The 16,020-nt window shown below is 62.4% G+C and carries 15 protein-coding genes and 1 pseudogene; 3 read left to right on the plus strand and 13 right to left on the minus strand.

Annotated elements, in window-relative coordinates; translation table 11 throughout:
* Positions 1-4 precede the first annotated feature (4 nt).
* Together OF385_RS08305 and pdxT are read right to left on the minus strand one after the other, a co-directional pair.
* Entirely contained in the window at positions 5-763 is a 759-nt protein-coding gene (locus OF385_RS08305) for a YebC/PmpR family DNA-binding transcriptional regulator (RefSeq protein ID WP_264274971.1), read from the minus strand.
* Positions 764-766: 3 nt separating this feature from the next.
* The gene (gene pdxT, locus OF385_RS08310) at positions 767-1,378 is read right to left on the minus strand and encodes a pyridoxal 5'-phosphate synthase glutaminase subunit PdxT (RefSeq protein WP_264274972.1); all 612 of its coding nucleotides are present in this window, start codon (positions 1,376-1,378) and stop codon (positions 767-769) included.
* 304 nt (positions 1,379-1,682) lie between these two features.
* Between pdxT and OF385_RS08315 the strand changes: the two genes are divergently transcribed.
* The gene (locus OF385_RS08315) at positions 1,683-2,318 is read left to right on the plus strand and encodes a DUF6226 family protein (RefSeq protein ID WP_264274973.1); all 636 of its coding nucleotides are present in this window, start codon (positions 1,683-1,685) and stop codon (positions 2,316-2,318) included.
* Between the two features lies 1 nt (position 2,319).
* Here OF385_RS08315 and OF385_RS08320 read toward each other — a convergent pair whose 3' ends face one another.
* Positions 2,320-3,498, minus strand: coding sequence for a CapA family protein (locus OF385_RS08320; protein ID WP_264274974.1), 1,179 nt, complete (start codon positions 3,496-3,498; stop codon positions 2,320-2,322).
* 76 nt (positions 3,499-3,574) lie between these two features.
* Between OF385_RS08320 and OF385_RS08325 the strand changes: the two genes are divergently transcribed.
* Together OF385_RS08325 and OF385_RS08330 are read left to right on the plus strand one after the other, a co-directional pair.
* A complete protein-coding gene (locus OF385_RS08325) occupies positions 3,575-5,587 on the plus strand; it encodes a M3 family metallopeptidase (RefSeq protein WP_264274975.1) in 2,013 nt (670 codons plus the stop codon).
* Complete coding sequence (locus OF385_RS08330) at positions 5,587-6,351, plus strand: GNAT family N-acetyltransferase (protein WP_264274976.1); 765 nt, start codon at positions 5,587-5,589, stop codon at positions 6,349-6,351. The genes OF385_RS08325 and OF385_RS08330 overlap by 1 nt, the downstream gene beginning before the upstream one ends.
* A gap of 73 nt (positions 6,352-6,424) precedes the next feature.
* Here OF385_RS08330 and OF385_RS08335 read toward each other — a convergent pair whose 3' ends face one another.
* The 10 genes and pseudogenes from OF385_RS08335 to OF385_RS08380 form a co-directional block, all read right to left on the minus strand.
* Positions 6,425-6,985 (minus strand): dihydrofolate reductase family protein, encoded by a 561-nt coding sequence (locus tag OF385_RS08335; protein ID WP_264274977.1) that lies wholly within the window; start codon positions 6,983-6,985, stop codon positions 6,425-6,427.
* A gap of 61 nt (positions 6,986-7,046) precedes the next feature.
* Positions 7,047-7,739, minus strand: a pseudogene (locus tag OF385_RS08340) (TauD/TfdA dioxygenase family protein).
* The gene (locus OF385_RS08345; RefSeq protein ID WP_264274978.1) at positions 7,736-7,972 is read right to left on the minus strand and encodes a TauD/TfdA dioxygenase family protein; all 237 of its coding nucleotides are present in this window, start codon (positions 7,970-7,972) and stop codon (positions 7,736-7,738) included. Before OF385_RS08345 ends, OF385_RS08340 begins: the two are co-directional and overlap by 4 nt.
* Positions 7,973-8,322: 350 nt before the next feature.
* A complete protein-coding gene (pdxS, locus tag OF385_RS08350) occupies positions 8,323-9,222 on the minus strand; it encodes a pyridoxal 5'-phosphate synthase lyase subunit PdxS (protein WP_264274979.1) in 900 nt (299 codons plus the stop codon).
* A gap of 345 nt (positions 9,223-9,567) precedes the next feature.
* On the minus strand, positions 9,568-11,232 hold the full coding sequence (locus OF385_RS08355) for an ABC transporter permease (RefSeq protein WP_264274980.1): 1,665 nt from the start codon (positions 11,230-11,232) through the stop codon (positions 9,568-9,570).
* Positions 11,229-12,161, minus strand: a complete 933-nt coding sequence (locus OF385_RS08360; protein WP_264274981.1) for an ATP-binding cassette domain-containing protein — start codon at positions 12,159-12,161, stop codon at positions 11,229-11,231. The genes OF385_RS08355 and OF385_RS08360 overlap by 4 nt, the downstream gene beginning before the upstream one ends.
* Positions 12,162-12,171: 10 nt before the next feature.
* On the minus strand, positions 12,172-12,843 hold the full coding sequence (locus tag OF385_RS08365) for a TetR/AcrR family transcriptional regulator (protein ID WP_264274982.1): 672 nt from the start codon (positions 12,841-12,843) through the stop codon (positions 12,172-12,174).
* An 88-nt stretch (positions 12,844-12,931) separates the two neighbouring features.
* Positions 12,932-13,648, minus strand: coding sequence for a dethiobiotin synthase (gene bioD / locus OF385_RS08370; RefSeq protein WP_264274983.1), 717 nt, complete (start codon positions 13,646-13,648; stop codon positions 12,932-12,934).
* Positions 13,645-14,841 (minus strand): cytochrome P450, encoded by a 1,197-nt coding sequence (locus OF385_RS08375; protein ID WP_264274984.1) that lies wholly within the window; start codon positions 14,839-14,841, stop codon positions 13,645-13,647. Before OF385_RS08375 ends, bioD begins: the two co-directional genes overlap by 4 nt.
* Positions 14,838-16,019 (minus strand): aminotransferase class I/II-fold pyridoxal phosphate-dependent enzyme, encoded by a 1,182-nt coding sequence (locus OF385_RS08380; RefSeq protein WP_264274985.1) that lies wholly within the window; start codon positions 16,017-16,019, stop codon positions 14,838-14,840. The genes OF385_RS08375 and OF385_RS08380 overlap by 4 nt, the downstream gene beginning before the upstream one ends.
* Between the last annotated feature and the right edge of the window lies 1 nt (position 16,020).

Below are 16,020 nucleotides of genomic sequence, written 5' to 3' on the forward strand. Positions count from 1 at the left end.
GCCTTTACTGCTCTTCGTCCAGCGCGGCGCGAACCTCGTCGGACAGATCGGCGTTGGTGTAGACGTTCTGCACGTCGTCAAGTTCTTCCAGCGCGTCGAAGAGCTTGAGGAACTTGCGGGCGCCATCAACGTCCAGCTCCACCTTCATCGAAGGCAGGAATTCCATTTCATCGGACTCGTAGGAGATCTCTGCCTCGTCCAGCGCGGCGGCAACTGCGCGCAGGTCAGATGGGTCCGAAACGATGGCGAAGCTATCGTCCTCGTCCAGGATCTCGTCGGCGCCGGCATCCAGCACGGTCATCAGCAGATCGTCTTCGGTCAGTTCGCCCTTCGGCAAACGGACAACGCCCTGGCGGTTGAACAGGTAGGCCACCGAGCCCGGGTCGGCGACAGTGCCGCCGTTGCGGGTGATGCCCACGCGAACTTCGGAGGCTGCACGGTTCTTGTTGTCGGTAAGGCATTCAATCAGCAGAGCCGAGCCCTGTGGGCCGCGTGCTTCGTAGATGATTTCGGTGTAGTCAACGACCTCACCGGTCAGGCCGGCGCCACGCTTGATGGCGCGGTCGATGTTGTTCACCGGCACAGAGTTCTTCTTGGCCTTGCTGACAGCAAGTTCCAGCGCCGGGTTGCCGGACAAGTCGGCGCCGCCGGCACGTGCTGCAACTTCGATGCCCTTAATGAATTTGGCGAAGGCTTTGGCGCGCTTGGCGTCGATCGCAGCCTTCTTGTGCTTGGTGGTTGCCCATTTGGAGTGGCCTGACATGCTTTAAGCGTCTCCTCGCGTGAGTTGGATGAAAAATTCGTGGATCGCCGTGCTGCCGGTGACTTCCGGGTGAAAGCTGGTTGCCAACAAATTTCCCTGACGTACTGCAACAATTCTACCCTGTTCGCCATCGCCTTCGGCTGGAACCGTGCTGATCACTTGGACATCGGGGCCAACCTGCACCGCTTCTGGAGCGCGAATGAACACCGCTTCGAGGTTCTTCCCTAGAAAGTCCAACTGGAATTCAAAAGAGTCCACCTGGCGGCCAAACGCATTGCGTCGAACGGTCATGTCCATGCCGCCAAAGCTCTGCTGGATGGCACCAGTGCTGGAGACCGCGGGGTTTTCAATCCGGTCTGCGAGCATGATCATCCCGGCGCAGGAACCATAGGCTGGCATGCCATCTGCGATACGCCGCTTGATGGGTTCTGCCAGAGAATAATTCCGGGATAGCCGGTCGATAACCGAGGACTCTCCCCCGGGGATGACCAGGGCGTCGACTGCTGCGAGGTCTTCTGGTGAACGTACAGCAAGAGTTTCCTGTCCCAGACGTTGCAGGGAAGCAAGATGTTCGCGGAAATCGCCCTGGAGAGCGAGGACGCCAATTTTCGGCATGGGTGTGACCTTCATGGTTCGCGGGGTTCATGGCGCATTGCGCGCCGAATCAACGTTAGTACCGAGCGTCGTAGCAGTTGATTTTGTTGCTCGGTGTGTCGTGTTTTCCCTGGTCGCGATTTTCAAGTCACCCCGCCAGCATCAGGCGACATGAGGACTGTTCCGTGCTGGCTATTGCCACATTGGGCTGCAGAAAAGAACCCTGGGAGCCATCGAGCAGGGAAAAGCGCCGGATCGATTCAATCCGCGGAAGTGACTAAACAGGTACTCTGAAAATACGGAAATTCCGATGAGAAAGTTGAGCATGCTTCAGGGGTACCAGCGTCCAAAGATAACCCACAATGCCTACACAGATGACAGTGGCGCACCTATTGGCTATGGGCAGCGATGGGACGACCAGCCACCAGCGGAAACCTACTCGGTAACAGCGCATCCGCAGCGCTTCTCCCCTGTGCAAGTTGTGGCTGAGGCGCTCGTGGAATGGATCTGCGAATTCTACAAGGTGCGGTGTTTCGAAGACCCCGGCCTAGCGGCCCAATTGCGGGTACCTAGTGACGAGTTGGTGCGCTCAGTGAGATTGTTTCCGGAAGATTCGCGTTGTGCACCCATGGGCCTGGTTTTCACCAGGTTTCCCGGGGTGCAGCTTCGATTCGGCGCATTATTCCAGGCAGCCATGCCCCACTGCGGTTGCGATGCCTGCGATGAATCTGTCCCGGATCTGCTCGACGAGCTTGAGGCACAAGTGGGAGCGGTCCTCTCCGGCTCTTTTGTTGAAGTCCTGGATCTGGAGAACGGCCGGATGACCCATCAATTCAACGTGGAGGAGCTAGGTTCCTGTCAACAAGCGACAGGACTCGACGAAATTTCTCCCGCGCAGCTTGCATGGGCCCGTGCGGTCATTCCCGTGGATGGCGCGTGGGCGCCCTGGCCGGCACGCTAGCTTATTCGATTTTCCAGTCCTCCAGGCCATCATCGAATGCGCCGTAGGCATTTACGGTGGCCGTCGTCCGAGGTAGTGATGCCTTGGCATCGGCTTCGGGCAAGCAAGCCGATGCTTCGAATACCTGGCACCATGCCACCGGTGATTGCGAGAGCATATGCGGCACCCATTGAAGTTGTGAAACTTTCCAGTCACCCGACTTCTCATCGTGGCTGAACGTTGCCTTGACGCTGATTCCTTCTCGGTTCAAGATGGTTTTTGTCGCATGCTTGGCCACCGAATTTCCCAGCCCGTAGACGATCCAGGTGCCATCGTGTTTTTCGATTGGCAGCGCCGAATGCGTGTGGTGCATGTAGATGAAGTCGAAGACTCCAGATTCGGCCAGCTCCCGGCCCAGTTTGCGCTGTTGGGCAGTTGGCCTGTTCGAATATTCAGTGCCATCGTGAATTGCGGCCACCACAACGTCAGCACCATCCTGGCGGGCCGATTTTCCGCGCTGTATCAGCTTTTGCGCGTCGACTCCGGTATCAACCTGCCAGTCGGCGGCCTCCGGCAGGCCATTGAGCGAGAACGTACTGGCAATCACGCCGAGCTTGATGCCGTCGATCTGCATGATCGGCGGTTCCTGCGCTTCTTTCTTGCTGCGGTACGACCCGGTGGCAAACAGCTCCTGCTCCTCCAGCGCGTCCAGGGTCCTGTTCACCCCGCTGGTTCCGGCGTCGACCGTGTGGTTGGTGGCAGTGGTGCAGCCGTCATAGCCGATGGATTTGAGATCGGAGAGAATCTGCGCAGGGACGGTGAACCGGGGATAGCCGGAGTACGGTGACGTGCCGATGGGGGTTTCGAGATTGCATAGGGCGGCATCTGCGTCGTTCGCATAGGGTTTCAGGCCCGCAAGCAAAGCAGAAAAATCGTAGTCCTTCCCGTTGCCGGACTTGGCAGCGCTGCGAGCCTGCTCGAGCAGCGGAGGATGCAACAAGACATCCCCGGTCACCATGAGCGAAAACTCCTTCGGCTCGCTGGTTGCACTGGACTCGGGAGCAGGGGTGCTTGCCAGCGCGGGCTTGGAAGGGCGGGGTGCTTCGTCCGGCTCGACGCTTGCCGAGCACCCTGCCAGCAGTGCCGAAAGCAGTACGCCGGCGGTCAAGGAACGGCAGGCCAGAGGCAAACGTGAGTGCATGCCTAGACCCTATCCCAGCAAGCTCTCAGGGGTGTAAATGCAAGCTAAATCACGTTGCCTGTGAAAACCTATGCTTATGCAAAATCCGCTCCTGGCGCCCAGCGCCAACCCCTATCAATGGCCGGCATTCGACGAACTCACTGCCGAACACTATTTGGAAGCGGCCAAACTCGGCGCCGCACAACAGCGCGCCGAATTGCAGCGCATCATCGAAGAGCAAAGTGCACCCGACTTTGCCAATACCTTCCTGGCGCTAGAAGCCAGCGGGCAGGTGCTGCGCCGTTCGATGATGACCTATTTCAGCGTCCTATCCGCCCACGGAACCGAACCGATCAGGGCCATCCAGACAGAGATGTCATCGATCTTCAGCGCACAAGAAGACGAGATCTACCTAAACCAGGCCTTGTATTCGCGTTTACAAGCCGCAGATTGTTCGGGATTAGCTGGTGAAGACGCGCGCCTGGCCGAGCAAACGCTCAAAGCATTCAGGCTGGCCGGCGCTGATCTGGATGAAGCCCAGAAGCAGCAGCTGAAGCAGCTCAACGCACAGCTTTCCGAGCTCTCCAGCGAGTTCTCCAATCGCGTACTGGAAAACCAAAACGCCCATGCAGTCCACTTCGACTCGGCTGGCGAGCTGGACGGCCTGTCACCACAGGCCCTCGAATCCGCAGCGCAGGCGGCAAAGCAGGCCGGCCATGCGGCAGGATACCTTCTGCCATTGGTCTCCCCGACGCAGCAGCCGGTTCTGGAGTCCTTGACCAGAGGCGAAGCGCGGCGCAAGGTATTTGCCGCATCCATCACACGCGGGATCTCCGAAAACCCCACGCTCCAGCTGGCCGCAGATATGGCGAAGCTACGTGCCGAACGTGCAGCCCTGCTGGGTTTTGCAAACCACGCTGAAACGGTGCTGGCCCAAGCGACAGCGCCATCGACCGCGGCAGTTGAACAACGCCTCGCGGAATTGACCAAGGCGGCCACCGCCAACGCTCGCAAGGAAGCTGAGGTGCTGGGCAGCATTGCCGGCCACGAAGTGCAGGCGTGGGATTGGAAGTACTACTCCAACCAGGTTTTGCGTGAACAGTATGCCGTGGACTCCGAGTCATTGCGCAATTATTTCGAACTGGACCGAGTACTGATCGATGGTGTATTTGCCACCGCTACCAAGCTCTACGGGATCACCTTCGTCGAGCGTTTTGACCTGCCCACCTATCACGAGCAAGTTCGGGTCTTTGAAGTCTTTGATGCCGACGGCACCCCGCTGGCGCTCTACACCGGCGACTATCTGGCCCGCGAGACGAAGAAGGGTGGCGCCTGGATGACCAGCCTCCGTGATGCCGCTTCCTATTTCAATGAACGTCCGATTGTCACCAACACCTTGAACATTTCGGCTCCTGCCCCTGGAGACAGGGTTTTGCTCACCCTGGACGAGACCAATACGCTCTTCCACGAGTTCGGCCACGCCCTGCATGGCATGTTCTCCAACGGGAAGTACGCTTCGCTCTCGGGCACCTCGGTCCCCCGGGATTTTGTCGAGTTCCCCTCGCAGGTCAACGAGATGTGGGTGCTGGATGAGCAGGTGCTGCCCGGCTATGCCGTGCATCACCAGTCCGGAGAGCAACTCGATGATGAAACCATTGCCAGGATCCGTGCAGCGGGACTGTGGGGCCAGGGGTTTGCCACGACCGAGTATCTGGCAGCGAGCGTTCTGGACTGGGCTTGGCACACCATCAGCGTGAACACGGTCATTGATGATCCTGTAGCGTTCGAGCAGCAGGTCCTAGCTGACGCCGGCTTTGATGCCGAGATGATTCCGCCACGCTATCGGACCGGTTATTTCCAGCACATTTTCGCCAACGGGTATTCCGCTGGCTACTACTCATACATCTGGAGCGAGGTGCTCGATGCCGACACTGTGCAGTGGTTCGAGGAAAATGGGGGCCTCATGCGCGAAAATGGTACTCGGTTCCGTGAGGAGCTGCTGTCGCGCGGGAATACGCGCGATCCCCTAGAGTCCTACGAATTATTCCGCGGCCGCACCGCACGGGTAGAACCGCTGCTGCGCCGTCGAGGATTGGTGAACGCAGAATAATGACGACGATTGCCTCCGCACAGGATGCACTGAGCCACTGGCACCAGGCACTGGCCGTGGCCACCGGTGGAAAGATTTTTACCACGCATGGATGCTCATGGGCCTGGCAGCCGGTGCGCAAGCGGCTGATCCTGCTGTTCCCCGAGAACGCGGAACAAGCTGGTCTGCGCCCGGCCTTGGCTGAGGGCCATCGTTTGGGAGCCAGACGCGTTGAAGCATGGGTGAACTCAGGCGCCGACTCGGCAGAGTTGAAGGCTGCAGGGTTCTCCGACAACGCGCAGGTATCGTGGCACGCTGGCCCGTTGGCGATCCCGGTGGATCGATGGCCCGGAAAAATCCGGTTGGGCAATAACGTGCCGGAAGCCACCGGCGCCGATGCCGCCGAACTGAACGTGACCAACCTCTGGCGAGACCTGAGCAGCCAGTTGTCCAGCGGGCATCCAGCCTTGCGTCGAGTGGAACATGCTCTGGCCCGAACCGACGAAGGAGAAATTGTTGGTCGAGGCTTCGCACAGCAAGGTCTGGGCGGGCAGCTCATGGTTCATTCGCTGGCTGTCGGCAAGCAGCACCGCCGCCACGGCGTTGGCACCGCATTGCTCCAAGGCCTTTCCCGATCGATGATCAACCCGCTGTCTCCACCAGATGAAGAAGTGGCCATTGAGCTCTTGGCCGCGGCGACTCCATCCAGTGCCGATTTCTTCACTGCCAATGGGCTGAAGCTGCTTGGTCGAGGACGCCATATGGTTCTTCGCTCCTGGGCGTAGTACTCGCCAGCCGTTTCAACGACACGATCGGGCCGCAGGAAATATCCTGTGGCCCGATCCCTTTTTTGCGGTTTCATTCATCGCGCTTGACGCGATATACGAGACGCGCGAATGGCCCGGCTTGCCTTGCCTCCGAGAGTTCCAAACGTTCGCTGCCGATCGTTCGCGGCAAGAGCGATGCCCCGCCAGATAGTGCCGCCGGAGCAACCGTTAGCGCGAGCGTATCGATTGCGTCGATATCGAAGAATTGTCCAAGCAGTTCGCCACCGCCGAGCACCCAGATGTTCTTTTCCCCCGCGACATCACGGATTTCGGGGAGGATTTCTTGCACGGATCCGTTGACCAGCCGCACATCAGCTCCGTCAGGAATCGGCAGATTTCGGGTCGTGAACACGTATGTGGTCACGCCGGGATAGTATTCCTGCCATTTCTGCGGATTTGCGACAAGGTTCTCGTTCTCGACCATCCACATATAGGTGTGAGCGCCTTCAACGTGGACGCCCACGTTTTGCGGGAGCAGGGCCGGGTCTGGCTCGTGAGCTCCAGGCACGTCGAAAAGCCATTGCAGGCTATGGTTTTCGTCGGCCAGGAAACCGTTGAGACTGACCGCCGCGTCAAAAATGATCTCGCTCATGCACCTCAGTTTGCCACACCTCGGCTCGGCGATGGCAGGTGTTGCCCAGGGGCCGAGGCCACTAGTCCAGTTCGACGATGGGCGAGTATTGCGAGGCATCTCCCAGCACCGAGTAACTGGTTTTGCCATTGACGCTGCGCGGAACATCACCGGCGACGGTGATGCGCTTGAGCTTCCGCGGAGCGCGGTTGTAGTTGTCCACTGCGTAGTGCTGGGTGATCCGGTTGTCGAACAGTACCAGCTGTCCTGGTTCCCAGGCGACCCGGAGAACGTGCTCCGGCTTGGTGACGTGGTTTTGCAACAGGCGCAGCAAGTCGGCGGATTCAGACGGGGAAACACCGACGATCTTCACATGCCGAGCGAAAGTGCCGATGAAGAGCCCTCTCTGCCCAGTCAGCGGGTGCACACGGACCACCGGATGGATCGTGCGATATTTTTCGGAGACGAAGGCCTCTTGGTATTCCTTCTCCTTGTCCGTATTAACTGTTCGGGGCCTGACATAGTCCGAGTCATTAAAGTGCTCCGCCCACAACGTCTCTGCCAGCGCTTGAAGCTCTTTGGGCAGGCTCCGCTAGGCGGCGCCCGCATTGGCGATAAGCGTTTCCCCTCTATAAGGTGGCAGCGTCACCGCGCGGAGGGTGGAAATCTGGGGAGGTTTAACAATGAAGGTGACGTCCGTGTGCCATTGATTGGCAATGGACTGCTCGCTATCCACAGGCAACACGGTTTTCTTCACTTGCTCTTCGAAGGTCACCTTGGGTGAGCTGTAGTCAGCGGACCAAAGTGCGCAGCGAATATTTCTTGCTGTTCCTCGCTGATAATTCCTGACTGGCTGAATACCAATGCCTTGTGTTCATTCAAGGCTTCGCGAATAGCGCTGACGGTATCCGGACTTAGTGCCCCGGTAAGATCCAGTCCATCAATGCGTGCACCGATGTGCTCGCCCAGCTTAGTGACATGCAGGCGGGTTGCGGCGGTTGTGCTCATGTTGACCTCCTGGCAAGCAACTTTGGCGTTGCTGTTTCCATCTCGACGTTGACACCCCAAAAGTTGGAACATGCTCAATCATAGATCTGGAAGGTCACTGGTCAACCAAACATTTCATAGATGAAATACTTTGGCCTTCTGCGTCGTGCGCCTGAATGAGGTATTGAGATTGGTTTCGGATTTGAGTCCGCTCGAGTCCTCGCGTGACCAATGTGAACCCAAATGATTCACCATTGAAGCGGGCCATCGCTGGACCTGGACGCGCAAATGCCCCGTCAGTCCAGACGGGGCATTTGCGTGAGTGCCGCTAGCTACTCAACCCGTGGAGAGCTAGTAGTCCACTTTGATATTTACCAGCCGCGCTCTGCCAGGCGGTGAGGTACTGGCACGTCGGCGACATTGATACCGACCATGGCTTCGCCCAGGCCGCGGGAGATCTTGGCCAGCTCGTCCGGGTTGTCGAAGAAGGTGGTGGCCTTCACGATGGCTTCGGCGCGCTGCACCGGGTTGCCGGACTTGAAGATGCCCGAGCCGACGAACACGCCGTCGGCGCCCAGCTGCATCATCATCGCAGCATCGGCCGGGGTGGCGATGCCACCCGCGGTGAACAGCACTACTGGCAGCTTGCCGGTGTGCGCGATTTCCTTGACCAACTCGTATGGTGCCTGCAATTCCTTGGCGGCAACGTACAGCTCGTCTTCTGGAAGGGCAGCGAGCTTGGCGATCTCGGCGCGGATCTTGCGCATGTGCCCGGTGGCGTTCGAGACATCGCCGGTTCCCGCTTCGCCCTTGGAGCGGATCATGGCTGCGCCCTCATTGATGCGGCGCAGGGCTTCGCCCAGGTTGGTGGCGCCGCAGACGAATGGCACGGTGAATGGCCACTTGTCGATGTGGTTCTCGTAGTCAGCTGGGGAGAGCACCTCGGACTCGTCGATGTAGTCCACGCCCAGGGACTGCAGGATCTGCGCCTCGACGAAGTGGCCGATGCGGGCCTTGGCCATGACCGGGATGGAGACCTCGCTAATGATGCCATCGATCATGTCCGGGTCGCTCATGCGCGATACGCCGCCCTGGGCACGAATATCTGCAGGAACACGCTCCAGAGCCATGACTGCTACGGCACCGGCATCTTCAGCGATGCGGGCCTGCTCGGGAGTGACCACATCCATGATGACGCCGCCCTTGAGCATTTCGGCCATGCCGCGCTTGACGCGGTCCGAACCGACGACGGAGTTCTGAGTGTTAGACATGGGAGAGCTGATTCCTTTCGGCAAAGCAAAACTGCCGCCAAATTTCCCGGCCTGTGTAGCTACAGAGCCGATCGGCGGCGGAAAGTACTCAATAATCGTAGGATCTGCCCACTTTATTACCTCGGGTGTGTCGTAATATTATTACGATAGTAGACTTCTCCACCGGTTACCGATATCAGCGTAACATTCTGAGATTTGCATAGCACCTTATCAGCTCACGTTTTTGCAAAATAAGGGTGCGCCGCCCGGTTCCCCTAGCCGAGGGCACAATGCCGGTTCGTGGATTCCCGGCACGCGCCAAGCGCAGCGCTGTTGCGGTCTTGCTGCGATGCCCACGCTCGGCAGCTATGCGCCCAGGACGTCTCTGCGGTTGAACCGGGCCATGCCGGCCGCCGCAAGCGCCAGCGATATCAGCACGAGCAGCACGAGCGGGGTCCAGCTCAATTCCTCGGCCGGGACGCGCGCGATGGCGCCGAAGGGGGTCAAGCGAATGGCCTCTTGCGGCAGCGAGAACAGCCCGCCGAACATGGCCGCCATCGCCGAGAGCCCATAGACGGACCAGGTGATCGCTGTGGTGAGGCGCGGAAGGAAGCCGAAGGCCAGCAGCTGCAGGCCCAGCATCGACAGCACTGCCGGCCAGAATGCGAGGCAGGCACCGGCTAGCTGCCCTGGATCCCCTGCTCCTTGGGAGGTTGCCCCGGTCAGGGCTCCGGCAAGCAGCAGCATCAGCCCCGAGCCAAGCACCGCGATCAGCAGGTGGACGCCGAGCCACCAGCCGCGGGACAAGGCCCCGGCAAGCTGCTGCTCGAGCCGGCCGCTCTCCTCCTCGCTGCGCGCCGCGCCCAGGCACTGGATGGCAAAGGCTGCGGCCAGCAAAGCATTGAACGCCACGAAGATGCCAAGCACCCCGTCGAGCATGCTGTGCCCGGAGCCGACAAAATTGCGGGCGAAGGGATTCTCGGGATCCAGCAGTGTGCCCATGGATCGTGCGACAGAGCCGAAGAACAGCCCGGACACGGCGGCGCCGATGAACCAGCCGATCAGCGAAGATCGCTGCAGACGCAGCGCCAGTCCCAGCGCCGTCGTGGTGAAGGGGCCGGCAGAGGCTGCTGACCGGCGTTCGGGCAAAATGCCCGAGCCCAGATCCCGCGAGCTGCCGATGCGCAATGCCACGAGGCACCCGGCAGCGCCCAGGACAGCCAAGGCCAGCAGTGGCCACCAGTTGTCCTCGCCGTAGGCGCGCATGTTCTGCGCCCAGCCGATGGGCGAGAACCAGCTCAGCGCGCTGGGGGCGTTGCCCTCGGCCTGCAGATCGGCTCCCGCTCGGATGAAGTAGAACAGGCCGATCAGCGCCACCGCCAGCGAGTTCGCTCCGCGGCTGGTCGAGGCGAGCTGGCCGCAGATGGCCGCCAATCCGGTGAAGGCCAGGCCGGCGCCGGCGATCGAGGCACCCATGATCCAGCTGCCGGCCACCGGCAGCGCAACCGCCAGGCACAACAGGCTGATGAGCACCCCGGTCAGCAGGCTCAGTCCTGCGGAGACCAGATAGTTCGCGCTCGGGTAGGCGTGGCGTCCCAGTGCCGTGGCGCGCAGCAATTCGGTGCGCCCTGCTTCCTCATCGGCGCGGCCATTGCGGGTGACCAGGAAGACCACGGCGAAGGCCAATGCCACAGCCAGCGTCATCCAGATCTTGATGACCAGGATGCCTCCCAGCGATCCCGCGGCATAGGGCAGGCCGGTCATGGCAGCCACGGCCGGGGTGTTGGCCACCTGGGCGTAGGCATCGCGCGCTTGCTGCGTGGGGAAAGCCTGTTGCTGGGAGTCGTAGACCATCGGAATCATCGATGCCAGCACCAGTGCCCAGAGGCCCAGGCGCAGCCAGTTGCGTCGAAGGATGAACCTCACTGCTATCCCGACGCCGGCCAGCGTGCTGGTGCCGCGGGCCGAGGTGGCCGGTTGCCCCAGGCGTTCTGCCGCTGCATGGCGCCCATGGGCGGTACCCGTAGTCATCGCACCCCACCTCCCCGGGCACCCGCCGGTGCTGGCACCTGGTCCGAGTAGTGGCGCAGGAACAGGTCCTCCAGCGATGGCGGGGTGCTGACCAGATTGCGCGGCGAATACTGCGCCAAGGCCGCAAGGACGCCAGGCAGCTGCTCCGGGCCGACGCTGAAGCTTGCCTTGGAGCCCGAAAGGCTGAAATCCTCGATGCCCTCGACTGCCGCGAGGCTGGCCGCGGCGCCCGAGACTTCAACGGTGACTTCGGTGCGCTGCAGGTGGCGCATCTCGGAGAGGCGGCCGGCCTCAACGGTCTGCCCGTCACGGATGATGGTCACGGTATCGCAGAGCTTTTCCACTTCGGCGAAGATGTGGCTGGAGAGCAGCACGCTGCGCCCCTCCGCGGCGGCTTCGCGGATGCAGGAGGTGAAGACCTGCTCCATCAGCGGGTCCAGCCCCGAGGTCGGCTCATCGAGCAGCAGCAGCTCCGCCCGCGAGGACAGCGCGGCGACCAGGGCGACCTTCTGGCGGTTGCCCTTGGAATAGCTGCGGGCCTTCTTGGAGGGATCAAGGTCGAAACGTTCCAGCAGCTGGCCGCGGCGTTGTTCATCGACCTGCCCGTGCAGCTTTGACAGGATACTGATCGCCTGTCCCCCGGTGAGGTTGGGCCAGAGGTTCACCTCGCCCGGGACATAGGCCACGCGGCGATGCAGCGCGACCGCATCGGCCCAGGGGTCGGCGCCGAGCATCCGGGCTGTTCCCCCGTCGGCCTTCAGCAATCCCAGCAGGATGCGGATGGTCGTGGATTTTCCCGCGCCGTTGGGCCCCAGGAATCCGGCAACCTGGCCGGTGTCCACCCGCAGGTCCAATCCTGACAGGGCGGCGGTGCGCCCGAAATTCTTGTGCAGTCCGCTCACTTCAATGGCCTGCTTGGTGTTGGCCATGGCGTGCTCCTTACCGGGGTTGGGCAGTTCCCGCGGATCCCGCGGGCGGGACGTCGGCTGCACCGGAGGCCAGGTACTCGTTGAGGTAGGCCGGGTCGGTGAACAGCCCTTCGGAATAGAGTTCCAGTGTTGGCAGGGCGACTTGCGCATAGTATTCCTGCATCACGGTGGCGAAGTCTTCAGGATCCCGCGGCGGGTTCAGCGCGAAGTGCAATACCAGCGCACCCAGGGATTGCAGGACCAGAAAGCGTGCCCGCGCCGGCTCATTGCGGCTGGGGACGATCAGCCCGCGCGAAACGGCCCGATCCAATAAGACGAGCGCCTCTTGGACCAATTGCCCGGTGAACTGCGCCCCCGCCTGCGCTCCCTCGCGCACCGAGCGCAGAATGTACAGAATCAGCGCCCCGCCCTCTCTGGAGCTGGGCAGGTTGCTGAACACCTGCTGGGGACTGGCCACCAGGGAATCCTCCTTCAGGCGGCGGTAGCGCTCGAGCACCGTGGCGTCGCATTCTGCCCGCAGCGCCTGCTTGGACCCGAAGTGGTGGCGCACCAGTCCCGCGGTGACCTTGGCACGCGTGGCGATCACCCGCAGGGATACACCAAATCCCTGCGCGGCGAAGGCCTCGATGGCCGCATCGCGCAGCCTGGCCCGGCCCGTCAGATCCTGCTCAGCTGTACTCACGTATAGGAGGCTACGCCTGTGTATAGCGGTTGGCAACGGGTGTTTCCAGGCCAGTTCCACCGGCCCGGATCCGCGTTCGGAGCCCTGTTCAGCTTCCCGCCCCAGCGGTCAGGATCGAAAGCGACAATCCGGCGCTGAGCAGTTGTTCCTTGACATCTCCCGGGAGCCTGAGCTCTGGAATCGCCCCGGCGAAGTGCCACCGGTGATGCTCTGCTTGCGCCCGGAGGTTCTGCAGATTCCTGCCATGCAGGGCCGTGGGATGATCGGGGAAGCTGCCCAGCAGCAGCGTTCCGTGGCGAAAGCCCCGATGGACCGCCGCCTCAAGGGTCAGGGCCGTATGGTTCAAGGTTCCCAAATCCGGGCGGGTGACCACCACGAGTCGGGCATCCACCGCGCTGGCAAGATCAGCGATCGTCGCGCCATCCGGGCTCAGGGTGACCAGCAGTCCCCCGGCGCCCTCAACCAGGACCGTGTCATATTCTGCGGCGAGCCCGAGAATCCGTTCGCGATGCTCGCCCAGCCCGGGAAGCGCCTGGACCGCGGCCTGGCCTCCGGCCACCAGTGCTGCATCAACCGGGGCCATGGGCTCGCGCAGCCGCACCCCTTCTGCGGTGCTCAACCGCTCTGGATCATCCAGCCATGCTGCAATGTTCCGCACATCGCCGGGTACGCTGTCCTCCACTCCGGATTGCGTTGGCTTGTAGATGGCCACGGTGCGTCCTTGGGCCAGCTCCCGGGCCGCCAAGGCCGCTGTTGCAACGGTTTTTCCCACATCGGTGCCGGTCCCTGAAATGGCATGGATCATGCGCTGGCACTCCCTGTATTCCGGTCGCGGGTAATGGCCGCTTCGGGTGCCTGGAAGGAAACGAGATAGCGCCAGCGGGGGCTCGGATCGCGCAGCTCGATGCCAGGCAGCGTCGCTGCGGCCTGGTGAACCACCACCCCGGTTTCCATCCGGGCAAGGCCTGCGCCGAGGCAGCGATGCAGCCCCTGCCCGAAGGCCAGGGAATCGTCGCCCGAGGCGGCCACGTCCCCGCCGGAGAGGCGAAGCAGCAGCTCGTCCCCGGCAGCGAAGCTGTGGCCGGCAAGGGTGATATCGCGCAGCGCGATACGGCGCCAGGTGGGCACGGAGGATGCCCGCAGCAGCACCTCGTGCACCACGCGTTCGCTGGCTGATTCCCCGCCGTCCGCCGCGGCGCAGCCGGACCAGTGCCCGTCGCGCAAGGCGGTGAACAGGGCGCTGTGGATGAGCATCGCGGTGGTCTCCTGGCCGGCGATCCACAGGAAATAGGCCAGCGAGACGATGCGGTCGCGATCCACCCCGGCGTGGCGCAGGGCTGAATAGAGGTTGCCATCATCGCGGGCCGTGGCCTCATCGACGGAATCGCGAAGCCACCCATGGTACGCAACCGCGCTGTGCGCCAGCTCCTGCTGACGCTGGGCCCCGGGCCAGCCCCAGAACAATTCCAGCGAGTCCTTGCTCCAGGCCTTGAGCTGGTCGAGGGGCGGCAGCGGTGTGCCCGTCATCCGCGCCATCACCTCTGGCGGGATGACGTCGGCGAGTTCGCTGGCGAGGTCCAGTTCTTCACCCCGCTGATAGCGGCCGCGCAGGTTCAGGCACAATTCGCGGGTGCGCTGGGCGATGAACTCGCGCTGCGCAGCAACCTTTGCGGGACTGAAGAACCCGGCAACCACCTTCCTGACGGCACGGTGCCCGGCCCCGGAGGCGCTGGCCAGTACCGGTGGCAGGGCAAAGCGTCCGCGGGCCAGGATGCGCAGGGTGGCAGGTTCCAGGTCCACCGCCGCCTGCAGGGCGTTGGCGGGAGTGAATTCCTCGGCATGGCGCAGGATCTCGCGGACCAGCTGGGGATCCTCGATGCTGCGATAGCGTTCGCTGATCCGCGCCGGGAGCACCTTCTCCAGCGGCTGGGCCAGCGGGGCCGTGCTGGTGGCCGAAGGCTCTGGTGCCAGCGGTGTTCGGGCGAAAGGGCAGTTCATGATTCCACGTCGCTAATGGTTCGGGCCACAACCTTCAGGGCTGCGGCAAGCTCGGCTGGGTCTTGCTGTGCATGGGCGGCCAGGCGCAGGCGCGAGATTCCATCGGGAACACTTGGCGGCCTGAAACAGGAAACTGCGATGCCGTTCTCGCGCAGCAGCGTTGCAGTCAAGAAGGCCTGTTGCGGGGATTTCATGCGCACCGATTGCACCGGGCCGGCGGCCTGCTCAACCCGGCCAGCCAGGTTCTCTTCGGCATTCAGCAGGCGCCGGATTACCTGGGCGTTGGCTGCCAGGCCTGAGATTCTTTTCCCGGTGGCCAGCTCCAGCGCCGCATGGGCGGCCGCCGCGGCGGCCGGGGCCAGGGCCGTGTCGAAGATGAAGGTGCGGGCGGTATTGAGCAGGTGCTCGCGCCACAATTCGGCCCGGCTGCCGCCGAAGAGCACTGCTCCGCCCTGGGCCCCGAGCGCCTTGGACAGGGTCGCGGTGACCAACACGTTTTCCGTCTGGGCCAGCCCGGCAGCGTTCACGGCCGAACCGGTGGGCACGGTGGCCAGCGAGTGCGCCTCGTCAATGAGCAGCAGGGCGTTGTACTGGGCGCACAGTTCGGCCAGCTGTTGCAGCGGAGCGGCATCCCCGAGCACCGAATACACCGACTCCACCACCACAACCACCCGCGGCTTCGGGGCGGGCGATTGGGCATTGGCCTGCAATTTGGCGCGCACATCATCGAGGTTGTTGTGTTCGAAGCGCGCCGTGCCGGCCCCGGAAAGCCTGGCCCCGTCGATCAGGCTCGCATGGGCGTGGGCATCGAGCAGCATCAGGCTGCCGGGACCGCCCAAGGCACCCAGCAGGCCCAGGTTCGCGCAATATCCGCTGGAGAATACCAGTGCCTGGCTGCGGCCAGTGTACCGGCTGAGCTCCGCCTCCAGCTCCCGGTGGATCTGCCAGGTTCCGCTGGCAACGCGGCTGGCCGTGGCGCCGGTTCCGATGGAGTTGAGCGCGCCGATCGCCGCCTGGCGCACCCGCGGATGCGAACTGAGCCCCAGGTAGTCGTTGGATGCCAGGTCGAACAGTGCGTGGCGCGAGTTGTCGCTGCGCTGCATGTCCCTGGCGGTGCGCACTGCGGACCGGGTGCGCAGCCAGGCATCCCAGCTCGCGGTGGTGGCAAGGGTTGTCATC

The organism is Glutamicibacter sp. JL.03c (assembly GCF_025854375.1).
In the GTDB taxonomy this organism is placed as follows: domain Bacteria; phylum Actinomycetota; class Actinomycetes; order Actinomycetales; family Micrococcaceae; genus Glutamicibacter.